The organism is Paralteromonas sediminis (assembly GCF_003820355.1).
In the GTDB taxonomy this organism is placed as follows: Bacteria; Pseudomonadota; Gammaproteobacteria; order Enterobacterales; family Alteromonadaceae; genus Alteromonas_F; species Alteromonas_F sediminis.
Genome location: NZ_RPOK01000003.1, coordinates 327133 through 352205 on the forward strand (window position 1 = coordinate 327133; position 25073 = coordinate 352205).

The following is a 25073-nucleotide window of genomic DNA, read 5'->3' on the forward strand; positions in this document are numbered from 1 at the left end:
TTCATTATTTGCAACACTGTATTGCGAATATATCATTTTTAAAAACACTATGACTAGCGTAGAGTCACAACCATCGTCGAACGCTTGTTATTTCGATGAAAAAGTTTGAATAGGAAAATTATGGCTAATTACTTCAACTCTTTATCTTTGCGCGATCAACTTGCTCAACTTGGTCAGTGTCGTTTTATGCGTCGCGATGAATTTGTGGCGGGCTGTGATGCGCTCAAAGGCAAAAAAATTGTCATCGTTGGCTGCGGTGCACAAGGCCTGAATCAAGGGTTGAACATGCGTGACTCAGGTCTTGATGTAAGCTATGCCTTGCGTCAGGCGGCAATAGATGAAAAACGCGATTCGTTCCAACGTGCATCAGGCAATGGGTTTACCGTTGGTACATATGAAGAACTCATCCCAACAGCAGATTTAGTATACAACTTAACCCCTGACAAACAGCATTCTAACGTGGTTGAAACCGTGATGCCGTTAATGAAAGAAGGTGCTGCATTAGGGTATTCACACGGCTTCAACATTGTTGAAGAAGGTCAGCAAATTCGCAGTGATATCACGGTTGTCATGTGTGCGCCTAAATGTCCTGGCACAGAGGTGCGTGAGGAATATAAGCGCGGGTTTGGTGTGCCGACACTGATTGCCGTACATCCTGAAAATGATCCGCAGAATAAGGGCTGGGATATTGCTAAAGCGCTGGCAAGTGCAACTGGCGGTGACCGAGCGGGTGTTCTGGCATCGTCGTTTGTTGCGGAAGTAAAATCCGATTTGATGGGCGAGCAAACAATATTGTGCGGTATGCAACAAACCGCCGCTGTACTCTGCTTCGAAAAGATGACAGCAGAAGGCGTTGACGCGGCATATGCCGGTGCGCTAATCCAGCAAGGTCTGGAAACCATTACCGAAGCATTAAAAATTGGCGGTGTAACAAACATGATGGACCGCCTGAGTAACCCGGCAAAATTGGTCGCACACGAATTGAGCGAAAAACTTAAAGTGCAGTTACGCCCACTTTTCGAGAAACATCAGGACGACATTATCAGCGGAGAATTCTCCCGCACTATGATGGAAGACTGGGCCAATGGCGACGCAAACTTGTTGAAATGGCGTGAAGAAACTGGCCAAACAGGCTTTGAGAATGCGCCTAACTATACCGGTAGCATTGATGAACAAGAGTTTTTTGATAACGGCATCCTTATTGTTGCCATGATAAAAGCCGGTGTTGAATTAGCATTTGATGTCATGGTCGAAGCCGGAATTCTGCCTGAATCCGCGTATTATGAGTCACTGCACGAAACTCCGCTGATTTCAAACACCATCGCACGTAAGCGCTTGTATGAAATGAACGTTGTGATTTCAGACACTGCGGAGTACGGCAACTATTTGTTTGCTAATACCGCGATACCATTATTACGCGAATCCTTTATGCCGTCAGTTTCTACAGACGTTATCGGCAAAGGAATATCCGTGAAATCTAATTCTGTAGAAAACAAAAAACTCGTAGATGTAAACGCAGCCATCCGTTCACACGGCGTGGAAGTGGTCGGGGCTGAATTGCGTCAGTACATGACTGATATGAAAGCAATTGTTGAATAAATCCTTGATCCGCTTGGCAGCGAGAACCTTTTTCTGTCGTTAGGTGCTTAAACCAAGCCCTTTTGCCCGGTCATTTTGGCCGGGCTTTTTTTGTTTTTCCCTTCAGAAATAGTTAACGGTCAAACTATGATACAAATCAAACATCAGCTTAGTTTTCCACACGTCCTGCACACTAATAGATATAATGCCAACGTAAACTTTTGGTCTCAAAGGGTTCCGTTGCCATGAAGCGCCCACAGTTAATGAAAGTGCATTCCATACTTGCCGCCTTTATTTTGCCAGTTACTGTGATGTTTGCCTTAACGGGCTCGCTTTACACGTGGGGTATAAAGGGAAGTTATAATGAAGAATCTTATGACATTGCTTTACAAACCCCGTTAACGTCTGATGTTGATGTATTGAAAGCGCTGGCATTATCAGAGTTGTCTAGTAAAGGTCTCTCAAAGCCGGAAGGCAAGGCAAAGATAAAAACCATTGGACAGCACTTCTACTTAGAGTGGTCAGGTTCGTCGAAAGACATTACCTTAATGCCTGGGCCAACCGAAAAAAAGGCGATACTCACCATCAAGCACACAAGTTGGTATCGCACATTTGTTCAATTGCACAAAGCGAAAGGCGGAACTGCATTCAAGATATTCGCGTCACTATTTGCCATATCCTTAGGGCTTTTACTTGTATCTGGCTTTATGATGGCTCTTCAAGTACCACACTTAAAAAAGCTAGCCTTAACATCGTCCCTGATTGGTTTTGCTTCCTTTTTATTGGTTGTATTAATCAGCTAACACATCATCGCTAATGCGGTATATCAGCTAGTTATTGTCATTGTTTGTCATCGCCAATACTGCCCTCAACACCACGTCAGGATGTTCAAACAACACCTGATGAGAGGCATTTTCCAGCGGATAGTATTGTCCGCCAGTTTGATAAGTGATGTCTTTACTCCACTGTGTGCCTTGTTGTTGCCACTTAACCAGTCTCGGCCTGACTTCATCAGAGGCCTGCGCAATGTCCAGCCGTTCAAAGTCGCTGTCTATCACACTAATTGGGACTGTGATTTGGTGCTGCATATTCAAAGCGGTATTTAAATCATCATGGTAGTGCATCATCTCCTTTATGCGCACCAACTGATGGGTTAGATTCACTCTGAGTGCCGTCACTTTATCGTAATACGCCCAGTCCATTGTTGGTTGTCGGTGTGGTGGAATTAACGCAGCGATCTCTTGCCGTTCTATGGCTATCCTGTCTGCCGATTTTGTTGTCCAATTACCTTCGGCGACGTGAGCAATATATTCATCTCGGTATTTACGTAAACCCGCCACTGCACCACTTTGATACTGTGCAACAGCGTGTGGTAGTAAAATATCAGGGTCTACCCATACCATTCCTTTCACATTAATATCAGGGTTATCCTGATTTAAATACATCAAGGCAGCAAGGTTGCCATTTGCAAAAGTAAGAAACGTCACCTGTTTACTACCTAGTTGTTTGAGTAAGACAGGCAAGTCTGTGGCAAACCGAGAAAACGACGGCGCATCCGTATTCGAACTCCATGCATTGCCCAATCTGTCAATAACATGCACTCTGGCATGTTCGGCCAGCAACGGCTGAATCAACGCGGCCCAGGCAGAATCGCTATGAAAAAAACGATTTGCACCAGACAGGATCACTATGTCGCCTTTCTCTGTGCTGTCCCCCAAGGTTCTCACATGATAATAATCGGAACCTACAGAATAAAGTGAAGACGAATCAGGTAGCGGATAAGCACTGCTTTGATTGAAGAATGTGAGTACCTGTTCACTGGTGCGGTACCCCTCAAAAGACCAGCTGTGTTCACCGCCCTCAATGCTGACCAATTTATTCACCATATCACCTTGTTGATATACGGCTTCTGTTACTCGACTACTGATAACCTGCTCACTGTATTCCGGTGCCTGCATATTTTGATAGGCAAAAAATTGCACGGCTTCAGGCGCAGAAATAAGGCCAAAATTGTTGTCTTTTCTTCCGTAATAAGGCAGAACCTGGTCTCGGGTACCCTGAATTAACATGTAATGCGTTGGGGTGTTCACATGGCAATTTGCGTGCAATTGCTCTGACATAGGCGCGGCTACAGTTACAACTGCACGAAAAAGCGCACTGTGTTTGCAAAGCATATTCTGACTAAACAACCCTCCCTGAGAAAAACCTACCGCATAGTTTTCATTGGGGAGCAGCGTGTAGGTGTTGTGAAGTTCATCAATCAGTTGAGTTATTCGCTCAACGTCTTTCGCACCAAGCCTGTGTGCGATGTTACATTCACATCCTTCATCCCACTCTACTTCCTGAGACTTGGGGTATACCACCAGAAAATCGTCACTGAGCTGCTCAAAACGGGCCATATTCTGCATACCTGAATCCGTACCGCCAGACCCATGAAAAGCAAGAAGTAGCTTATAGGCTTTTCCTTGCTTAAGGCCCCCCTTTGGCATTGCTAACGTATACTGCAAACCATTGAGCGTGTTTCTCACACTGGTGGGAGGGTTATCTCCCTGCTCTGGGGGTAAACTGGTATCGGGTTTGGTCGCTGAACCACAGCCTACCATCAGACTTAGCAAACCGCATAAGCAAAGTAATCTTGATTTTTTCATTTGTTCCTCCTGTTTTGCCAAGAGGTTACGTAAACTGGTACATTGACATCATAACGCTTTGCGGAATTTTCTGTTACCTTTTGCTTACCAAGCAAAATAGTACGAATAATCATATAATTACTAATGAAATACCTCATCAATGGAATCGTCTTTAACACCGAAGATCGCAGCCTATCTCACGGTGAAAACAAGGTATTTCTAGAAGCCAAATCCTTTCAACTATTGACCGTTTTCATAGACCACAGAGACAAAGTGTTATCACGAGACGAGTTGGTCGCACTGGCATGGCAAGGGCAGGTGATCACGGATGGCGCTGTCAATAAAGCCATTTCAAAACTGCGTCACCATCTCGAGCGCTTGGTACCAAATGCCGTTTTTATAGAAACCAAACCTAAATTTGGGTACCGTTTTAGTGCGCAAGTTAAAGAGGCACCGTCAAAAAAAGAGAAGCAAGCAAAACCAAATAGGTCGACGATTGCTCTACTCCTTAGTGTAGTCGTGTTCACAGTGTGTATCGCCCTAGCCTACAACATGTGGCATTCAGCCATAGAGGAAGAATCCTCAACTGGGCACCACGTCTCCTCTCAATTAATGCGGTTTAGCGCTCATGACGGTGTTGAAATTCAACTGAGCAGTGCAGCAAATGGCGATGTGTTGTATGTATCTCACACTCAAGACGGTGAACGTCAGTTATTGCTAAAGCGCGCGAATACTGAGCCAGTAATCATCCCTCTACCACTCGGCGGCGTATCTTCTGTTCGCTTATCCCCTTTGTCAGCAAACATCGCGCTGGTCACGCAGGATGACGGCCAGTGTAGGGTTCTGACCACAGATATCAATGGGGCAAATGCAAATACTGTCTTCAACTGTGACCGATTTTCAGATGTTAAGCTCGCTTGGGCCCATGATGAAGAGGCGCTGTTCCTTCAAGCAAGAGAGAGTAACGCTTCTCCGTTTTCCATTTATAAACTGAAGATAGCTACTCAGGCGCTAGAGCAAGTGTCTTTGCCTGTTGGGCTAAGTGAGATGAAGGGTGACTTTTTGCTGGCTTCACACCCCTCACTGCCCTTACTGGCTTTTGCCAGATATCTAGGCTCTGAACAAAGCGAAATCCATGTGCTGGATACCGTTTCACTTGTCACAAAGTCGACCTATTCTCTTTCGCATACTGTAAACGCCATGGCGTGGGCGTTAGAGAATGAGCAGCTCTTTGTCGCCAATAAAAGAGACTTACACCTATTGGCAGACGACCAGATTACCAGGCTGGTTAAGCAGTTCAGCTACCCCATCGAATCACTCACAGGCAGCATGTCAGGCCAACACCCCAGTATTTTAGCCACTCAGTATCAACCTCGCAGCACTCTTTTTCGTTACAGTGTGAACGACCAATCAACGCAAGTCATCCATAGCAGCGCAGCCTTAAACCGACTTCCCCGTTTAATGCCTGACGGTAGTTTGATTTTTATTTCGGATGCGTTGGCCACGCATGACTTATGGCAATTAAAAAACAAGGTTTCCGCCTCCCTACCTGCACCTTTTGAATTTGGATTCAGACGTTTTACCTCCAGCCCAGACGGAAAGTTCCTGCTGTTTGAACGTGGAGGTGCATTATATGAATATAATCTAGATGCTCAGAATGTCACTAGCGTGTTTGAAGCAAACCACAAGGCCTATGTCGCGAATTATCATGCCACCGCCAATCGCGTTATCTACAGCAGCAATAAGTCAGGCCAATGGCAAATATGGTTGTTTGATAAGGCAAATCAAAAACATCATCAAATTACCCAGCAAGGCGGATACAGCGGTTATATGCACCAAGAACGCCTGATCTACTCCAAGCGTAACCACGATGGTCTTTGGGCATTAGACAATGGGCAAGAGCGTAAGCTTGTGGAAGACTTCCAGAATATTAACTGGCTCAACTGGCAACTCATAAATGGCCGAGTATACTTTTACCGACCCGACTCAGGTATTTGGCGGTTTGACCTGGATTCAGGAGCCGAGCATCTTGTTATGCCAACACCTGACAGATTTCTTCATCAATACGTTGTCAGTCAAGATGAGAAAAGTATTGTCTATGCCCAGTTGCAACCCTTACAAGGTGATATTCAGGCCTTAGTTTTCAATTAGTTTATTGTCTATGCTAAGGGCAAACGGCCATAGACTTTCTTTGATGACGTCAATTTTATATATTGCAAAGCAAAAACCAGAACAGGCAACCTATTACAAACAATGAGTATCACGTTTCTTCAGCTTGTCTATATTATTGTGTTGCTTCAGGCTGCCATCTACGGTGTGTATACGCTATTGAAAAAGTCCCCTGTCGGATTAACACTTTTCCTGTTAGGCATGGCGTTGCACATGACGCTAAACCTCATCTATGTCTCTTTTGGTACTGCTATAGACTACAGTTACGGTTGGGCCAGTTTTTACGGCCCAGCATTTTACATTTATATACGAAGCCTGACTCTCAGCCATCTTTCACTCTGGCCTGACGTGCTTCACTTCGCTCTGTTTTTTGTGATCAATGCGCTAAATCTGCTTGGGATACAACCTGCTTGGTTGCCGCCAGTCATTGGTATACAACTGTTTATCTATGTTGGTTTATCTGCGCTTACAGTCTATCGCGCCTACAAATTATTGCCTCATCAGCATTCAGAGCCGGTAAGTGTGACATTGAGTTATACCCGAATAATGGTGATCCTGTTTGCCTCGCTACTTATGTACGATATGTGGGCTAATATGCAAGTGAAATCGCCGGTATTGCTGGGCCTCGAGCAACATGAAATCACCTTAATTGGTGTTTTTGTCATGCTGCACATTATGTTCTTGCGCCAGCTTACCATCCCACAATTACCCGCTCTCATTGAAGCTGATTCTCTTAGAACAGACGCCCCTACCGTCAAAACAAACAAACTTCACAATGAAGATAAAGTTGATGCACTCGTGCGTTTTGTACAGTCAAACGCACTGCATCGTACGCCAAATCTGACCTTATCTCGGTTAGCCGAAGCATTTGGCGAGACAGAAAGAACGTGCTCAACATTGCTGAACCAAGGGCTCAATGTAAACTTTGCAGATTTCATCAATAAAATGAGAGTACAAGACTGTGAGGTCGCCTTAATTCACACACCTTCTAAAAGTGTGTTGGATATTGCGCTTGAAGCAGGTTTTAACTCTAAAACCAGCTTCAATACGGCCTTTAAGAAATTTACCGGACAAACACCTACGCAATATCGTAAATCCGAACGTTCGGATATCCGCAAATAGCGTAAAAGCGCACGAAACCATGTAGCAATTCCCCATAATCAGGCCTTTAATCACATAGAGACTTAATTATGCGAAAAGCGATACTCCCTTTCTTATTTTCCTTGTTGGCCGTTAATCATGCAGTGGCCAATCCACTTACTATTACCGAAAATACCTTTTTTCCGTTCGGCCAAAAGCTGTCAGCAGTATTAACTCACCTTGAGACGCATTGCACGTCAGTGTCGGTAAAGAGAAATTTAGATTTAGAGGTTCCCACAGCAACAGAGTCGCAGACTCAGGTTGATTGTAAAAACTATGCACCGTTGAAACACGATGGGCTAAGCGAGTGGGTATTTGCTGATGACAGCTTAGACATCGTATGGGTGCTAAGCCCTATGGCGCACTTACAGCACACCAAAGCAACACTCACGCAACAGGGTATTAGTGCAGATTATTCAATGGGCAATATGGCAGACTTTTACCTAGAAAGAGGATTTGGTTTTCGCTATCAACCCACAGAGTACCTCTACTTCTCTGACCGACTAAAACCTTTTTACAAGCAGTGGCTTGAACATCAATCATAGTAATGTTCGGCGCTGCCTTGCAGTGCCGATTTACTCTTAGTTTCATTTCGCGAGCCTAGTAACCTAAGTGTGGTTGCAGTCCCGAAGTCACTGGGCATTATCATGCTATCTTTGGTCTAATCTATCTTTCAATCCCCTCTAACAGGGATAGCGCAGTGTCAAAATCGTAATTTTCCACACTGTTGATGATTTTTCTAAAGACATCAGCGTGTTCACTCTTTGTCAGTACGGGTTGTAGATCAGCTATGACATCTAACGCTTCCGTATCGTTCTCTTCAATCAATTCACGTAACTTTACAAGCTCATACTGGATGGAAGAAAAATCTATTTCTTTTTCGGTATTGTCCTGTGTTTTGTCAGATAGCGCTGTGAGCCCTTCAAAAACCTCGTCCAATTTTTTCTCTAGGGCTGAGAGTAAATTACCTAACCGTGACGTTTGGTTGGCTTTACAAGCCCGTTCAAGTTCCGCCGCGATTGACTGGATTTTGGTAGCGCCTATGTTTCCAGCTAGCCCTTTTAGTGTATGTGTGTTGCGTTCTGCTAAGGCTAAATCATTGTCATACAAGGCTTGAGAAAATTGCTGAATAAAGTTTCTCTGGTTGTGATTGAACTTACTCAATAAGCGCCGGTAAAGTGCAACATTCTGATTGGCGGTAGATAACCCCGCCACAGTATCGATACCCGGCAAAGAAGGAAGTGTTTCTGCGGAATCGGCAGGCCGAACAACCTGCGTATTTGTTGTATCTGTTTGCGCTGTTTCATCTGGTACTATCCACTTGGCAATAGTTTGATACATTTCAACAACGTTAATTGGTTTACCTATATGATCATTCATACCCGCCTCTAGGGCTTTTTGCTTATCGCCGGCCATCACATTGGCAGTCATGGCAATAATAGGTAAATCAGCAAATTTGGTTTGCGAACGAATTCGTCTTGTCGTTGTGTATCCGTCCAATACAGGCATCTGGCAGTCCATCAAGATGCCATCGTAAGTCTCTGTTTTCAGTATATCTAACGCCACTTGTCCATTTTCAGCCACATCAACATTGACGCCAGCATGTTCTAGCAAGTCAACAGCGAGTTCCTGATTTAGCTCGTTATCTTCCACCAGTAACAATTTGGCTCCGCGGATTTTGTTCGCGGCGTTCATTTCATCAATGCTTGTTTGTTCGACCTTATTGGCCTTGATTATTTGACGACCAAACACTTGCATGACCGTATCTAACATTGTGGATGCGGTTATGGGTTTACTAATGACTCCCGCAAGCTCTATATCTTTAGCAGCCTCAATGGCGTCTTCTCTTGCATAGGCTGTCACAAGTATAATTGGAACGGCAATCCCCATTTGCTGTAAACGGCGACTCACTTGTACACCGTCTAGGTCAGGCATTATCCAATCCATTACAATCAAGTCACAGTCATCAAACACTTCACCGGGTTGCTCCAGCAATACTTGGCCGCTTGAGTATTCAGACACGGTGAAGTTAAAGCTTTCCAACATTTCGCGCATGATGTCGCGCGCGACATCAATGTCGTCTATAACAATGACTCGCAGCCCTTCGAGGTTGTGTCTGGTGCTTTGCAATAATGAAGGCTGCTCTGGGTCTGGGAGTGAAAATTCTGCAGTGAACTGAAAGGTACTGCCTTCCCCTTCTTTGCTGTCGACCCAAATTTTACCGTTCATCATCTCGCTGAGATTCTTGGAAATCGTTAACCCTAAACCAGTCCCACCATATCGCCGAGTTGTTGAGCTATCTGCCTGACTGAAAGACTGAAACAGTCGTTGCTGTTGTGTCTGGTTCATCCCAATACCTGAATCGGTCACCGAAAAGTATAATGTGACAGCGTTTGGAGCCTTCTTATCTATGCGAACGCTGACAACAATTTCACCTTCCTCCGTAAATTTCACGGCATTATTGCCTAAGTTAATTAATATCTGCCCTAGGCGTAACGGGTCACCAATCAGTCTTTGCGGTACATCTGGTGCAATATCAAATAATACCTCTAATCCTTTGCTTTGCGTTTTAATGCTAAGAAGATTAGCCAAATTGTGCATGACATCTTCTAGGGAAAATTCGATTTCCTCCAGGTCCATTTTGCCTGCTTCAATTTTGGAAAAGTCCAATATGTCGTTGATAATACCGAGCAAGTTAACTGCTGAACGATTGACTTTTTCAACATAGTTGCGTTGACGCTTGTCAAGGTCAGTTTTTAGCGCTAATTCAGACATTCCAATGATCGCGTTCATGGGTGTTCGTATTTCATGAGACATATTGGCAAGGAAGTCGGACTTAGCCTGATTCGCAGACTCAGCTGCACTCTTGGCAAGTTGCAGTTCTTGTTCTATTTCTTTTTGACGCGTGACATCGAGATTTGTCCCAATCACATGACGCACTCGGCCGTCATCGTCAAGATGGGGCAATGCCGCTTCATAAATGTGACGCACAGTGCCGTCTGGCCGTAAAATGCGAAATTCATGGCGAGCACTAATCTTTTTCTCTACAACGTCGTTCATGAGTGCCATAACGGCATCGCAGTCATCAGGATGAATGGCATTCTTCCAGCTGTCGTAGTTCAAAGGTGTTTGTTTTTCAAGACCATACATATCGAATAACCGGTCATCCCATACCGTATAATTATCTTCGACATGCCAGTCCCAAATACCTAGCTTGGACGCGTCTGCAGCCACTTCCAGGCGCTGGTTGGCCAACTGGATTTGCTCCTCTACTTGCTTGCGTTCTTGAATATCTCGTACAAATGCAATTACTCGTCCGTAATGTCCAAAATTGACAAAACGTGCAGATATTTCAACAGGGTACTTTTCTTTCGACGAACATATGAACTCGGATTCATATTGAGAGAGATCACCAGACGCTAATCGCGCAAGATACTCGGGCCATGTTTTACGGGTAATTTGGCAATCCACATCAGCGATATTGAGTTTTCTTACTTCACCTGGCGAATAACCCAATCGGTCTGCCCCTGTTTTATTGATGTATATAAAGTCACCGGAATGAGCTTCCAGCCAAAACACCATATCAACCGCATTATCGACAGCATATTGCACAAATTCCAATGATTGTTTCGCTTCCAACAATGCATGCTCAGTCGCTTTGCGCTGAGAAATATCAAAAATAAAGCCATCTAAATGCGTTGCCACACCATCTTCATCTTTAACAACTTGGCCTTTTTCCATAACCCATTTGATTTCACCAGAAGCATGCAATAATCGATACTCGATCATATAGAAACCGGTATCCTCGGCAGCGGCAGCTATTGTGTCATCAACATATTTTTGGTCATCAACATGAATGACGCTGGCGAAGGTACGTACAGAATTTTCAATAAAGTCAGTGGCAGGATAACCCGTAAATTCCTCACAAAAGGTGGACATGAATCGCATTGTCCAATGCTCATCCAGTTCGCAACGATAAACCAACCCGGGGATGTTATTGACCAGTGAATGATAACGCGCCTCCTGAATGGATAAGTCTTTCAAGACCTCACTGAGTTTTTCAGTGCGCTCATTAACTTTGTCTTCTAGCTGGTCATGAGCTTGTTTCAGCGCTTTATTAGCCCGGCTACCTAATACAATCGTCATGACAGTTAATGCCATTACAATAGTACTGGTAATGCCAATAATGATAATAATTGTCCAGGTGGCGGTGCGCAAAACAGCAAACGCCTCGTCGTAGTTTTGTTCTGTTGCTAACCCAACGTTGAGTTGTTCATTCCATAACCAAGCACCAACCATCTTCACTCCGCGGTCATCTCGATACATTGTGAGGTTTGAACTGGCATTACTTACTGGGGCATTTTGGAATTGCCCTACGCGTACCAAATCGTCAGCAAAATGGCTTTCCGATAAAATGACACCATCTCGGTTAAAAGCGAACACCTCCCCACTATTGCCTACACGACCACGTTGAATGACTTCAGTGAACTCTGCCCCTGCGTCCAGACTGTTAATGAGCCCAGCAATCACTGAACCCTGACTATCCGTAATCGGCACTGCAAAATACAGCGCTGGTTTTCCTGAATCGTCAAGAGTGGGAGGAGAAAGTACCTTCTGCCCTTGTTGTAATTGCTCAAATAAACGAGGCTTGTTGCTAACCAATGGATGATAAGCGCCATGTTCTCTGGCGTCATTTGACACTATCACTACGCCCGAGAGAGTGGCCACAGCATAATGAGAATCTCGAGTAGATTGCTGAAGCGCATCAAGCAACGTTTTTAGTTGTACGATTGGCTGCTGGTCAGTTGCTTGTTGTATCGTGTTGAAAGAGGTTAAATGTTGGCTGACAAGATTAGAAAGTCTTGGCCTGTTTGCTATTGCTGACAACTCTCTTTTCTGACTTTGTACCCAAGCACTTAATGCTTGTGTTGACGTATCTAACCCGTTCAATAGCGCATTTTTGGCATCGGTGCGAACATCGTTTTGAATGGCCTTCAATGCATACCACCCCATTACCACTAAAATAACGAACAAGAGTGCATTGGCCAAGATCGCCGTGCGTCTGGCTCTGCGAGAAGTAAACTGATAGGCAAGTGGATTTTGTTTGGACCGTTCAAGTAACCTGACTAATAAAAGCCCTAAGCCAACAAACAGAACAAATGCAGCGCCCAGACTAACTATATGTCGAAATTCTAATCTGGACGCAGTTTGATGACTTACAGGTGGTTGAAAGTTTTGTTCTGCTCGCCACTTTCTAGCAATTGCAATACGCTCTTCATCGTCAATTAATGCAAGAGCTTTATCCAGTATACTTGCTAAATGCGGTAATTCATGCCGGACGGCGAGGTGCAAATCTGTAGCGACAAAACCCTCTACTCGTCCGCCTACACGCAGGTTATTCAAGTTATTCTGTTGCATGAAGTAGGTCAACACGGCCAGGTTTCCCACATACGCATCGATTTCGCCCAGCGCGAGAGCTTCAAGCCCTGATGAAGGCGTTGCATAGCGTTTGAAGCTACCTGACGGATTTTCTAAGCGCATTAAGTCATCAAAGATATAGCCCTTTGTCGTACCAATACGCTCATCCTCGAAATCATCAAGCCCACCACGAACATGGGTATCCATTCGTGTAACAAATGCTGTGGCATACGCAGTATAAGGTGCCGTAAAGTCTAAAAACGTGTCACGTTCATCACTGTAAGTCATTGCAGCAACCATATCGACATTGCCACTTTTTAATCCATCAACAACTTGCGGCCAGGTAAGATTTTGGACAGGTGTGATATTTAAACCCGTTATTTCTCGAATTCGCGTAATGTAGTCTGCAGAAATGCCTTTAAATTCACCTTCGTTGTCCATCCACTCAAAGGGCGGCCATTGTGGATCAACGCCTAATCGAATTGCGGGGTTTTGCAATAGCCACTGACGCTCAGCCATTGTTAATTCCAACGATGGGTCTACGCTCGGCAGTGTAAGGCTTAGCCACCTATTATCGAGTGTTGCTAAGTCCTGCGGAGTAAGACTGTCCATCGCTTTTTCCAGAATCGGTACTAATTCTGGCCAGTCATCTCTCACTGCAATCTTGTATTGTTGGTTTTCATTTCCTTCCAGTTTTACATCAAACGCTATTTGGACATTGCTTAGCAATAAACTGCGAATAAGGTAATTTGCTACAGGCCTTTCCGTGACAGTGACATCAGCACGATCAAAAGCCAATGCTTTTAGCGCCTCCTCATAGCTTTCTACTTCAACAAACTGCCCATTGGGATAGCGTTCACGTATCCGGGTAGTGACAGCATCACCTTTTATCACTGCAAAACGATAATTAGAAATGGCGTCAATGGTCGCTAAATTGCTTATATCCGAACGCGTAACAAGCGCTGTCGAGGTGTCTTTGTAGGCTCGAGTGTAATGAAAAGGGCGATCTTGGCTCTCCACATCAAATATTGTGTGCAGTACATCAATCTCACGCTGGCGCGTTCTTTCGACTAAATTGGCCCAAGAATCGGAAACAAACTCAAGTTCGACACCCAAACGTTTAGCCAGCAGGTGCATGTAGTCAATTGAATAACCTGTTGATACACCGTCTTGTTGGAAGTCCATGGGCGCATAGTCTCTCTCACTAGACACTCTAAGTACTGGATGTTGTGATAGCCAAGCGCGTTCTTCCTGGGTCAAAGCCAGTTCAGTGGCTTTTGCTGAAACGTAACTAGGTGCGCATAGCAGTAACAGACTCGCTATGAACCATCGCAACATTATTCGCATTTTCATTTACTACCCCAATGTACTGTATTTCCAATACAAAACTTCAGTCATAAGCTTAGCGTTTATTTCGATAACAAGATGAATTTTTTGAGGTTTTCATTTCATCTACATTGACAACTTTTTAACCACTGACTATAGGTAACAGACGACGGTGAGAGGTATAAGAAGGTGGTAAATGGATAAAGCGACGGTTCTCGTTGTCGACGACACGCCAGAAAATATCGATGTGCTGACAGGAGTATTGAAGTCGCACTACAAGGTTAAAGCGGCGTTAAATGGCAAGGTAGCGCTTAAACTCGCCTCTGGTAAAAACAGACCTGATTTAATTCTGCTAGACATCATGATGCCAGACATGGATGGCTATGAGGTTTGTCAAAAACTGAAATCGGATCCTGTCACCGCCAAAATACCCGTAATCTTTGTCACCGCAAAATCAGAAATTGAAGACGAGCAAAAAGGTTTTGATTTAGGCGCTGTCGATTACATTACCAAGCCTGTCAGCCCACCCATCGTCCTCGCTCGGGTAAAGACACAGCTAGCCATGTTCGATCAAGCCAGGCATCTTGAGAATCTGGTTAAAAAGCGCACCGAAGAACTAGAAGAAACACGTGTCGAGATTATTCGTCGCTTGGGTAAAGCTGCAGAGTTCAAAGATAATGAAACCGGCATGCATGTAATTCGCATGAGCTGGTTTTCACGTTTTCTTGCTGAGGCGCTTGGTGAGCCTGAAGACTGGTGTGAACTACTTTACAACGCAGCACCGATGCACGACATCGGCAAAATAGGGATCCCAGACCGCGTGTTACTCAAACCCGCAAAGCTAGACGAAGATGAATGGGAAATCATGAAGATGCACGCAAATTATGGTGCGGAAATCATCGGCGAACATCCATCACCTTTATTGCAATTAGCTAAAGAAGTAGCGATCAATCACCATGAAAAATGGAACGGAAAAGGCTATCCAAATGGACTTAAAGGTGAAGAAATTCCCTTATCCGCTCGAATTGTTGCAATTGCCGATGTTTTTGACGCGTTAACCAGTGAACGTCCCTATAAAAAAGCCTGGAGCGAAGAAAAAGCAGTCGCATTATTAAAAGAAGAGGCCGGTGAGCACTTTGATCCCACCCTAGTTCCTCTATTTATCTCTTGTTTACCCAAAGTACGTGAGATTCAGCAACAGTACCGAGACATATTCGATGAGTAGAACAACGTAAATCAACATCAAGACTGTGTATTGTTCCTTGAGTGAGTCTTTAGTAGGTGCCGCTCGTTTGCACAGCGGCACCAAAATCCAGATACATTAAATGGGTGAGCCAGGTGGCATATTAACTGGCTTAAACGTGCCATGCCACTCACCAGTTTGCCAATAGGTTTCGAGCAATCGCAGAAGTGCCTTGTCAACACTGGAATTATTGTTGCGAGCTAACCACGCAGTAAACTCTTGTAGTGTGCCCATCACAGCAAGCCGATTTTCAGGGCTAAGGCTGTCTGCATTTAGCGTATCCACAGCAGCGTATAACACAACCAATTTTACCCGTTCATTGATGCCCTTCGCCAACGCTTTACTTATGCCATCAGAACCTGAAACAGGCGCTTTCCAGGTTTTGTCCAACAGTTGATTAAGCAAACCCTCGGCACTCAGATGTCGTTCATCAATGGTCCGCTGCCATGTTAGCCGATTTAGACGCTCAGGATGTAACAACAGCTGCACAGTATTAGCTGCTGACGCTTCCGCGGCACTGAGCGGGTCGAACATTAGCCCAGTTCTTCCAACAAAAGACTCACGGTTTCGACTACTGCCATAAACCTTTGGAATGATGATTTGTGTAACGCTGTTTGGCAGTGCTAAAAATTCGGGTGATAAGCTACCTAACAAGGCTTTTAGCGCATTGTTCTGACGCTTAGGTGACACTATGGTTTGACCTTGAATTGGGCGTTCTGATTTCACCTCATATTGATAATCAATACCGCCAATTAACTTAGCAACGGCGTCGGCCTGATAGCGGTGAGCAAAATATAAAGGCGCTAAAAATTCTTCGAGATCAGAGAGCGGCGTCCCCTCTGGAATTGTATTTAGTCCGAAGTGTTCAAGCCCGTGCTGGCGCACGGCAGCCACTCGCTCAAATTCTGCAATAGGGTCGGCACCATTATCCCATAGATGACCATCTGCACTGGGGTGACGACCTGAACGGGAGTCTGGGTCTGACTTGTAACGCATGCCACTTTCATAGGCAGCAGTAATCGTCTGTGCTAAGCCCAATACTTCCGCTTCAGCGTCAGTAAAATCTTGATAACCATATTCTATGGTGTGCATATCCCAGCGCCCCATACCTACAGCATAAGCCCCTTCTAAAGAAATTTTACCGCGTACTATTTGAATTTTGGGGTGTGGATAATCCATTACTGAATCGCGATCCGTTTCGCTCGCGGCGAAGTTATGGGCAATACCCAAGGTATGCCCTACTTCATGCGCAGATAACTGTCTGATACGTGCTAATGCCATTTCTTGTTGTGCTGAGGTATCGGTATTTGCCTCACCAAACGGACTGGTTAAGCCTAAGGCAATTAAGTAGTCTTGACGCACGCGTAGCGACCCGAGTGTAACGTGACCCTTGATAATCTCACCGGTACGGGGGTCTACCACTGAGGTGCCATAAGACCACCCGCGTGTGGCACGGTGTACCCATTGGATCACGTTATAACGCACATCCATTGGGTCGGCATCAGCAGGCAGTACTTTTACCTGGAAGGCATTCTCGTAGCCAATCGCGGTAAATGCGTCATTCCACCACAGTGCGCCATCTCGCAGGGCACTCATAACTGGCTCAGGAATACCGGGGTCCAGATAATACACAATCGGTTCAACCGCTGGGCTGCTACTCGCAGTTGGGTCTACTTTAGCCAAACGGTGCCGAGGGATCAGTTTTTGCTCCATGGGTTGATCGATGGGTACCGAATAATCCATATAGCTGTGTTTCCAAAATCCAGAAAAGGGATGGAAGCGCCGAGGTTCATAGCCATCGTCTGGTAACTGGATAAAACTGTGATGTAAATGCACGGAAATCGAGTCAGGGTCTGGGCTAACCTGACGGACGTAATTACCTGGATTGTTGCCAGAAAACGTCACTAAAGCCTCTAATTCAGTATTCTTCGGAAATGCTTTGGTACGGGGCAGATACACACCGCTGCGCTTAGCATCAACCTTAAAGTTACCTTGTTTGGTACGCTCTAATCGCACCGCAATACCATGAATGTCGCTAAACAAAAAATCTGTGTAATCGACTAATACAACGCCGTCGCTCTCTGCAACAACAGGCAAACCTGCAATCACCGAATCAGCAAAGGCTTCATCAATTGAGGCTTGTTCGGCTGTATTATCGGAAACTGCGCGATATTGTGTGTTGAGTTGCTTTAACAATACCTTATTGCCATACCGTTCGAATTCAATCAAACGGGTTTCGCCTAATTGCCCGCGGTCTAAACCAATATCGTTTGATCCTAACCCTTGGGGCAAGCTGCTTTGAAATATCATTGCCTGGTCAAAATCCATCAGTTGTAAATAGACCTTGTCTTCAGCGCCATCGTAAAAGATTGGAATGAGTCCTTCTTGTTTACGCATTCCATCCGTAAATTCAGCAATACTTTGTGCCAGCGCGAGCGGTGAAAGTAGCAGTAAAAACAACAAGCCCGAAAGTTTTTTCACATACCCTCCAAATATCAAGGCGATAAGGTTTAGGTAACACCGTAGCAAAAGTTTGGCGTCGGAAACAGAGAAAATCCAATAGCCTTTACGAGAGTGTTTGCTTCTTATTTGCAGCTTAATGGGCTACACATTACGGTCAATCAACGGCATATTAACCAATATATTATCGGTACAGAAAAACGTGACGCCATGCCAAACAAGTTTACGCCAGATTACTGCCACACTCATCAGGTACTCAATCAGCCAACCCCGTTAGCTAATTACAACGCCTATTCAAGTAATGAAGTGCTAAGGTACTGGGTCACTGCTTTCGGTGGCGAATGGGGGCAAACATCACTTTGCAATTACGGTGAAAAAGTAGGTGGTGAATTGCTGGAAGCAGGCTTTGATGCCAATGCCGTTAAACCAGAGTTTTCTTCGCATGACCGATTTGGCCATCGCGTTGATTTAGTGACCTTTCATCCCAGTTATCATTTGTTGATGAAAAGTGCCATTGAGGCAGGGCACACTTGGCTACCTTGGAAAAACAACGATCTCGGCGCACATGTAGTAAGAGCTGGGATTGAGTATTTACATACCCAAGCCGACCCTGGCTCTGGCTGCCCCCTTACCATGACGTTCTCCGCTGTTCCTGCGATAAAACACCAGCCCGCATTGGCAAAAAAGTGGCTCCCGAAATTGTTATCAAACCAATATGATGAACGAAACGTGCCTTTTTTTGAGAAAGAAGGCGTGACTATTGGCATGGCAATGACGGAAAAACAGGGCGGCTCTGATGTACGAGCAAACACGAGTATTGCTAAACCCTTAGGTGAAGACAGCGAGGGTATACCTACATGGGAAATTATCGGTCATAAGTGGTTTTGCTCAGCACCCATGTGTGACGCTTTTCTTGTCACAGCACATACAGAAATAGGCATCACTTGCTTTTTAATGCCTCGTTGGAAACCTGATGGCAGTAAGAACCCCATGCAAATCCAACGTTTGAAAGACAAGGTTGGCAACATTTCAAACGCCTCCTCCGAAGTGGAGTTCCGAGGCGCATTTGCCTGGCAGGTTGGAGAGCAGGGTAAAGGCATTAAGACTATACTGGAAATGGTCTCAATGACGCGTTTCGATTGTATGGTGGGTTCGTCTTCCATTATGGGACTTGCTGTTCAGCAAGCGATACACCACACAGCTGGGCGTTGCGCTTTTGGCAAAAATTTGCACGAGCAGCCGCTTATGCAAAATGTATTGGCAGACCTAGCTCTTGAAGCTGAAGCGGCCTTGGCTATCGCTATGCGTGTCGCTAAGGCCCTAGATAATAAGGAAGACGATTTTGTTCGTCTGACTACTGCAATTGGTAAGTATTGGATATGCAAGCGGGCGCCCCAGCTAACCTATGAAGCTATGGAGTGCATTGGTGCCGTTGGCTTAATCAAAGACAATGTGTTATCTCGACTTTACACTGAAGCCCCAGTTAATGCCATTTGGGAAGGCTCAGGCAATGTTCAGTGCTTAGACGTTTTGCGTGCAATGGTAAAAGAGCCACAGTCTCTAGTCGCTTTTCTGGCGGAGCTCAAAAAGGCGTCAGGTATCAATAAAGCCTTTGATGACTACTTGAACACTGTTGAGCCTCAGCTATTCGATGCGAAATCACTGGAATATAGAGCCCGAGCAGTGATGGAGTCATTGGCGATATTGTGGCAAGCAGCAACGTTGTTACTTTACGGCGAAAAATGGGTCGCAGACGCGTTTATAGCAGCAAGGATCGTCAATAAAAGTGGCGCTATGTACGGTACTTTGCCAGAAGATATCGATTGCCTAGCACTCATTAAACGCGCACACCCCAAGCTGAATAGCGCCTCAATATAAGTATAGATGTATCACAACTTCCATGTTTGTGACTCATCAAGTTAAGTGGCTACAATTCAATCGATTTGGCAAACGGTTGCACACCGATTGATTGCCACAAACGATCAGGTTGATACATCTGTTGGCCTTTAATCACGAGCGTTGTTCGTCGGATAACCGAGAAGTCTTCTAACGGGTTACCATCAATGAGCACCAGATCGGCCGCTTTGCCCACCTCAATCGAACCTGTCATTTTTTCAGCTTTCACCACACTTGATGCGTCCAAGGTGGCAAGTCTTAACACATCGGCCTCAGAGATACCCGCCGCCACGTACGACTTAAGCTCTGAATGATAGGCAATGCCATTGTAAAAATCAGTGCCAGGGATGACCTGTACGCCTGCATCATGGAGCACTTTGATCATTCGGTTCATATTGGCCGCTGATGCACTATATGCCTCCCGCTCATGCTCTTCTATGCGCAACATACCCTGGCGAATGCCACGTTGTATTGAAGGAGGCAAATGCGCTGCAACGTCATTGAATGCAATATTGCTAACGCCGGCTTTAGCGTTGAAGGCATAGTTGATAATGGTAATAGTCGGATCAACCACGGTCCCTTTTTCTTTCATCAGTGCAACGAAGTCCTTCACTTCTTGACTGGTAAGGTCAAGATTGCCGCCTTCTGTACCAGGTATGGTGAAGCGCAGCTTGGTTCGTGTATCGATATTTTTCTCTAGGAAATTAAGGAACAGCATATTCATATGCTGAATTTCATCATATCCGGCCTTTACTGCTTCTTCCGCCGTCATAAATGCGGGTATGTGGCCACTAATACGCATACCTCTGGCGTGCGCACGTTCAGCAAGGGGTTTCACCCACTCAGGTTCTATGGAGCTGTAAAGTTTTATTTGGCCGTAGCCGCGGTCGGCAAACCAGTCAACATGGGCCAACGCCTCGTCCAAGGATTCCGCTGTTTTGCTGGATTTAGATGCGTAAGGACTGAGCTTATCAATGAACCCCGAGCGATAAACAGTGGGTCCAATAATGGTATTGTTCTCGAACAAGTCTTCTACACGCATGATATTTTCGTGCTCATTACCAATATCGCGAACACTTGTAACGCCAGCAGCAATATTCATGATCCCCTGCCCGATGCTGAGATGGCCATGCATTTCCCACATACCGGGTATTAGAGTCTGCCCTTTGGCATCGATAATTCTGGCATCTGTGGAGCTAAGATTGCTTCCTATTGCGGTAATTTTTCCATCAGCAAGTAATACATCGCGTCCCTCTGTTCGAACGCCCGTCTTTACATCGACAATCGCAACATTTTTTAATAGAAGCTCAGACTCAATAGGCACTGCCATCTTGGCAGCAAGCTCTTCATAGTACTGCTGCTCTGCGGCTTTCTCGATTTCCCCAAGCGTTTCAAGGTGTTTACGGTCCCACCCTTGGCGTAACGAACCGCCACTCGACCAATAAGTCGCAAAGCGCAAGCCCTCTTCATCGACCCAAACAAAAGAGGGGTTGAATCCGGTACCACTGAATGCATACAACGTTAAATTGGCCCGTTTGTCGCCTTCAACAAGCTCAACCTGATTAAGTTTTGTGGCGGTTAATGCACCCGAAGGCAAAAGGTCGACAGATCCCTTATCAATAGCAGCTTTATTCAACAACATGGTCGCGCCACCGGCGGAGTCTAAGGGCAGATAATAAGTTTTACAGTCAGAAGGGGTACTACCTGATTCAGCAGTACTCTTCCAACTCGCCGTTCCAGCATCACAGCGATAAACTTCCTCTATCTGGGCACCAAATGCCGATGTACCTTTTACCTGAAACGATATAACTTGCCCCATTTCATCGACTTCAGTCGTTTCTTTATAATCCACCACCCGATTGTTCCAGGTTTGATATAAGGAGGAGGTAATACTGCTGCCATCTATGATAATTTGCTGATTACCTGACTCACCTACAGGGTCATAAATAACGTAGTCGAGTTGTAACGGCTTAGCACAGAGGCTAGTAGCAAAAAGCAGGGCCAGAATAGTGGTTGTTATTTTCATTATTTTTCTCAATTGGTTGTCTTGCTGGCATTTTGTACAACCATAGTAGCAACATGTGTGTGAATAGACCAATGAGAAGGTGGAGCATTAAATTGCATGGTGTTAACAAAACAATTTGCGCAGAACATATTTTTACCTGACTCAGTGCCAGAGTATATTGATCAGTAAAACCGGGATACCTTTTTGGCTAATCTTTTAATATCAATTACGTTAAGGAAATTAAACGGGTGGTTAAATGAAGAAATATAGACAGCACTCATTAATCACTTTTGGGAGACATATACAATCCATCGATATGCTGCTTAATAGTGCTCAGTGCATTTTTCCTGTGCTTGTCCAGAGTATGCGCAAAACTTAGTCGAAGGTAATTTAGATAGCGTCTCTGACTGGAGAAAAGTACGCCGGGTGTAATGTTTATGCCTTTTGCAAGCAATGGCAGATACATTTTGTGAGTATCGAGATTTGGTGGCAATTCGACCCATAATGCCAGTCCTCCCTCAGGGACAGTATAACTGACTTCACTGCCAAATGTTTGCACCAGTGCCTGAACAAGGTTGTCACGTCTTTGCCGGAGCTGTTGTCGATATCTGTTGAGGTGGCGCCTGTAGTGACCTTCAGAAAGAAAACTTGCCAATCCGGTTTGCACTGCCTGACCACAAGATAATTGATTGACCAGCTTCAGATGTATGACTTTGTCATGCAGTGAACCTCCACTTATCCAGCCGACACGCAAATCCCGAGACAGGGATTTGGAAAACGAACCGCAAAGAATCACGTTGCCTCGCCTGTCGAAACGTTTCAGTGGCTCGGGTAGCAGGGTAAAACCCAGATCACCATATATGTCGTCCTCAATGAGATAGATGTTGTGCTTTTCAGCCAGATCTGCAAGCTTTTGCTTTTCGTGGTACGGCATACATGCACCAGTGGGTGTCGCGTAGCTGGGTGTTACCACACATGCTTTCACTGGCCACTTGGCAATGATTTTTTCAAGATCATCAGCGTTAAGTCCGGTGATGGCTGAACAGGACACTTCAATGACTTTCAGTCTGAGTTGTTGCGCAATCTGCAAAACCCCGTAAAAAGCCGGACTCTCAATAGCAATAGTATCTCCGGGATTGCAACAAGCCATCAGCGCGATAAACAGGCTATTCTGACAACCTGAGGTAATGCAGACTTGATCTTCATGCAAAGCACAGTTGCGCGTTTTGTAATGGTTTTGAATCTGCTTTCGAAGTCGTAGATCGCCTTCTGGAGGCGAGTAATACACGGCATTTCTTCTGCTGTCTTGCCGTTGTGCTCTGCTGATAAAACGATGGAGGAACTGAGTGTGCGGCATATGGTCGTGCAAAGGAGCCAACGGACATAAGTCGAATGCGGCCCCTTTTGACATAATTTGATGAAAAATGTTCGGCACTTCAACCAGGCCAGGTTTATCTTCAAACTTTGAATCAAGCTTCGGCTGAGTCTGTCTTATTACTGCCGTAACGTAATAGCCCGAGCGAGGCCGGGCTTCGACCATACCCCTCGCTTCAAGATAATGCAGAGCATGCTGCACAGAGACTTTTGCCAACTTATACTGGCTGCTGAGTTGCCTGATAGATGGCAGTCGGTCGCCGCTTTGTAATAGACCTTGTTCGATCTTATTAATCAGTCTCTTGGCCAGGCTTTGGTACTTGTATTCATTCATGGCCCTTACTATAGCAAACTGTACCTATTAAAAGTTAAATAACTGTATCTGTTAATAACAGTTGTTCTGCTTACACTTTGCACCCATCGGGACAACGAGGAGTGCGTAGTGAAAAGTTCGTGGGTAGCAAAGCAGAATGTGATCTATCAGGCGCCAGCTTCGGCGGGAATGACGTCTTCAGACAAAATCTACATCAGGGAGCAATTCGGTAAATTTCAACGTATCCGGCGTTGGCTGAACTTTGTGCTTGTTGCAGGTTTCTTGTTATTGCCGTTTATTCGGCACAATGGTGCACAGGCAATTCTGATCGATGTTGCAACACAACGCATAGACCTTTTCCATTTCTCCCTGTTTCCCCAGGACTTAATGATCATCGCACTGATATTTATATTGGCAGCATTTACGCTGTTTTTTGTGTCGAAACGATATGGCCGTGTGTGGTGTGGTTATGCTTGTCCGCAGACCATTTGGACCCTCATGTTTAACTGGGTGGAGCGCCGGGTGGAAGGCTCTCATCATCAGAGCAAAGCAATGGACAACCAATCTTGGAACAGGAAAAAGCTAGCGAAAAAAATTACCAAGCACACGCTATGGCTGATGCTTTCATTATTCACATCATTAACATTTATGTCCTATTTCGAGCCAGCGCGCGTTCTCTATTCTGACTTTTTTACCGCGGATATATCGCCAGTAATTGCCGGCTGGGTTTTGTTTTTCGCGGTCTGTACCTACATAAATGCAGGCTGGCTAAGAGAAAAAATGTGTCAGCATGCCTGTCCCTATTCCCGTTTCCAATCTGCCATGCTTGACGTTACAACCAAGTTGGTAGCGTATGATGCTTCAAGAGGCGAGAGCAGAGGTCCGAGAAAGCGTACTGTGGCTAAATCAGAGGGGCAAGGCGACTGTGTGGATTGCAATCTATGTGTTCAGGTCTGTCCGGTTGGTATAGATATTCGTGAGGGCTTGCAATACGAATGTATCAACTGTGGACTATGCGTTGATGCCTGCGATGAAACTATGGTCAAGTTCAATTATCCAAAAGGGTTGATACGGTACACCAAACAATCCACTTCGGAAGTGTCATTCAACAGGGCCAATCTTGGCTACGCTTTACTCATACTGGCAACCGGTGTTTCTATAATCGTTTGGGGACTAAATCGACAGTCATTTGAAGTGAACCTACTCAGGGACAGGCAAGCTTTGTACCGCGTCAACACTTCTGGGCACATTGAAAACACCTTTTTGCTCAAGACGCTCAACAAGACACAGCATCTAAAAAAATACGCAGTTTTGCTAAGTGACGATGCCGATTTTACAATTGAAACAAGAACAGAGTTTCAAGTCCAACCTGGTGAGTACCTGATGACTCCACTGCCAGTGTCTTTTTCCGGCATAGAGTATCCGGAAAAACAAATTATTGAATTTGTCGTGGAAGACCTGCAAACAGGCGAGGCTATCACAAAACATTCAACATTTTATGCCGGTCCCGGAGCCTGGTAATTT

Annotated in this window: 13 protein-coding genes; 8 read left to right on the forward strand and 5 right to left on the reverse strand. The window is 45.2% G+C overall.

The annotated features are described in order from the left end of the window. Positions 1–120 precede the first annotated feature (120 nt). Both ilvC and DRW07_RS10600 read left to right on the forward strand, forming a co-directional pair. The gene (ilvC, locus tag DRW07_RS10595) at positions 121–1599 is read left to right on the forward strand and encodes a ketol-acid reductoisomerase (RefSeq protein ID WP_124027888.1); all 1479 of its coding nucleotides are present in this window, start codon (positions 121–123) and stop codon (positions 1597–1599) included. Positions 1600–1823: 224 nt separating this feature from the next. After that, a complete protein-coding gene (locus tag DRW07_RS10600; protein ID WP_124027889.1) occupies positions 1824–2381 on the forward strand; it encodes a PepSY domain-containing protein in 558 nt (185 codons plus the stop codon). 27 nt (positions 2382–2408) lie between these two features. On the opposite strand, the gene DRW07_RS10605 is transcribed toward DRW07_RS10600, so the two are convergent. Beyond that, complete coding sequence (locus tag DRW07_RS10605; protein ID WP_124027890.1) at positions 2409–4226, reverse strand: alpha/beta hydrolase; 1818 nt, start codon at positions 4224–4226, stop codon at positions 2409–2411. A 123-nt stretch (positions 4227–4349) separates the two neighbouring features. Here DRW07_RS10605 and DRW07_RS10610 point away from each other — a divergent pair, with 123 nt between their 5' ends. The 3 genes from DRW07_RS10610 (at position 4350) to DRW07_RS10620 (ending at position 8059) form a co-directional block, all read left to right on the forward strand. Next, positions 4350–6356 (forward strand): winged helix-turn-helix domain-containing protein, encoded by a 2007-nt coding sequence (locus DRW07_RS10610; protein ID WP_124027891.1) that lies wholly within the window; start codon positions 4350–4352, stop codon positions 6354–6356. A gap of 102 nt (positions 6357–6458) precedes the next feature. Next, positions 6459–7496 carry an AraC family transcriptional regulator gene (locus DRW07_RS10615; protein WP_124027892.1) on the forward strand — a complete coding sequence of 346 codons (1038 nt, stop codon included), beginning with the start codon at positions 6459–6461 and terminating at the stop codon, positions 7494–7496. 68 nt (positions 7497–7564) lie between these two features. Further along, entirely contained in the window at positions 7565–8059 is a 495-nt protein-coding gene (locus DRW07_RS10620; protein WP_124027893.1) for a hypothetical protein, read from the forward strand. A 121-nt stretch (positions 8060–8180) separates the two neighbouring features. On the opposite strand, the gene DRW07_RS10625 is transcribed toward DRW07_RS10620, so the two are convergent. Further along, positions 8181–14285: a response regulator gene (locus DRW07_RS10625; protein WP_124027894.1), complete on the reverse strand. Its 6105-nt coding sequence runs from the start codon at positions 14283–14285 to the stop codon at positions 8181–8183. Positions 14286–14454: 169 nt separating this feature from the next. Between DRW07_RS10625 and DRW07_RS10630 the strand changes: the two genes are divergently transcribed. Beyond that, positions 14455–15483, forward strand: a complete 1029-nt coding sequence (locus DRW07_RS10630) for a response regulator (RefSeq protein ID WP_124027895.1) — start codon at positions 14455–14457, stop codon at positions 15481–15483. 96 nt (positions 15484–15579) lie between these two features. Here the strand turns inward: DRW07_RS10630 and DRW07_RS10635 are convergent, their stop codons facing one another. Then, a complete protein-coding gene (locus DRW07_RS10635; protein ID WP_124028179.1) occupies positions 15580–17898 on the reverse strand; it encodes a zinc-dependent metalloprotease in 2319 nt (772 codons plus the stop codon). Positions 17899–18171: 273 nt separating this feature from the next. Between DRW07_RS10635 and DRW07_RS10640 the strand changes: the two genes are divergently transcribed. Beyond that, complete coding sequence (locus DRW07_RS10640) at positions 18172–19839, forward strand: acyl-CoA dehydrogenase family protein (RefSeq protein ID WP_124028180.1); 1668 nt, start codon at positions 18172–18174, stop codon at positions 19837–19839. A gap of 49 nt (positions 19840–19888) precedes the next feature. Here the strand turns inward: DRW07_RS10640 and DRW07_RS10645 are convergent, their stop codons facing one another. Continuing rightward, positions 19889–21883 (reverse strand): amidohydrolase family protein, encoded by a 1995-nt coding sequence (locus DRW07_RS10645; RefSeq protein WP_124027896.1) that lies wholly within the window; start codon positions 21881–21883, stop codon positions 19889–19891. A 259-nt stretch (positions 21884–22142) separates the two neighbouring features. Beyond that, the gene (locus DRW07_RS10650) at positions 22143–23570 is read right to left on the reverse strand and encodes an aminotransferase-like domain-containing protein (RefSeq protein ID WP_240630565.1); all 1428 of its coding nucleotides are present in this window, start codon (positions 23568–23570) and stop codon (positions 22143–22145) included. A gap of 108 nt (positions 23571–23678) precedes the next feature. On the opposite strand from DRW07_RS10650, the gene ccoG reads away from it, so the two are divergent. Beyond that, positions 23679–25070 carry a cytochrome c oxidase accessory protein CcoG gene (gene ccoG / locus DRW07_RS10655; RefSeq protein WP_240630567.1) on the forward strand — a complete coding sequence of 464 codons (1392 nt, stop codon included), beginning with the start codon at positions 23679–23681 and terminating at the stop codon, positions 25068–25070. Positions 25071–25073 lie beyond the last annotated feature (3 nt).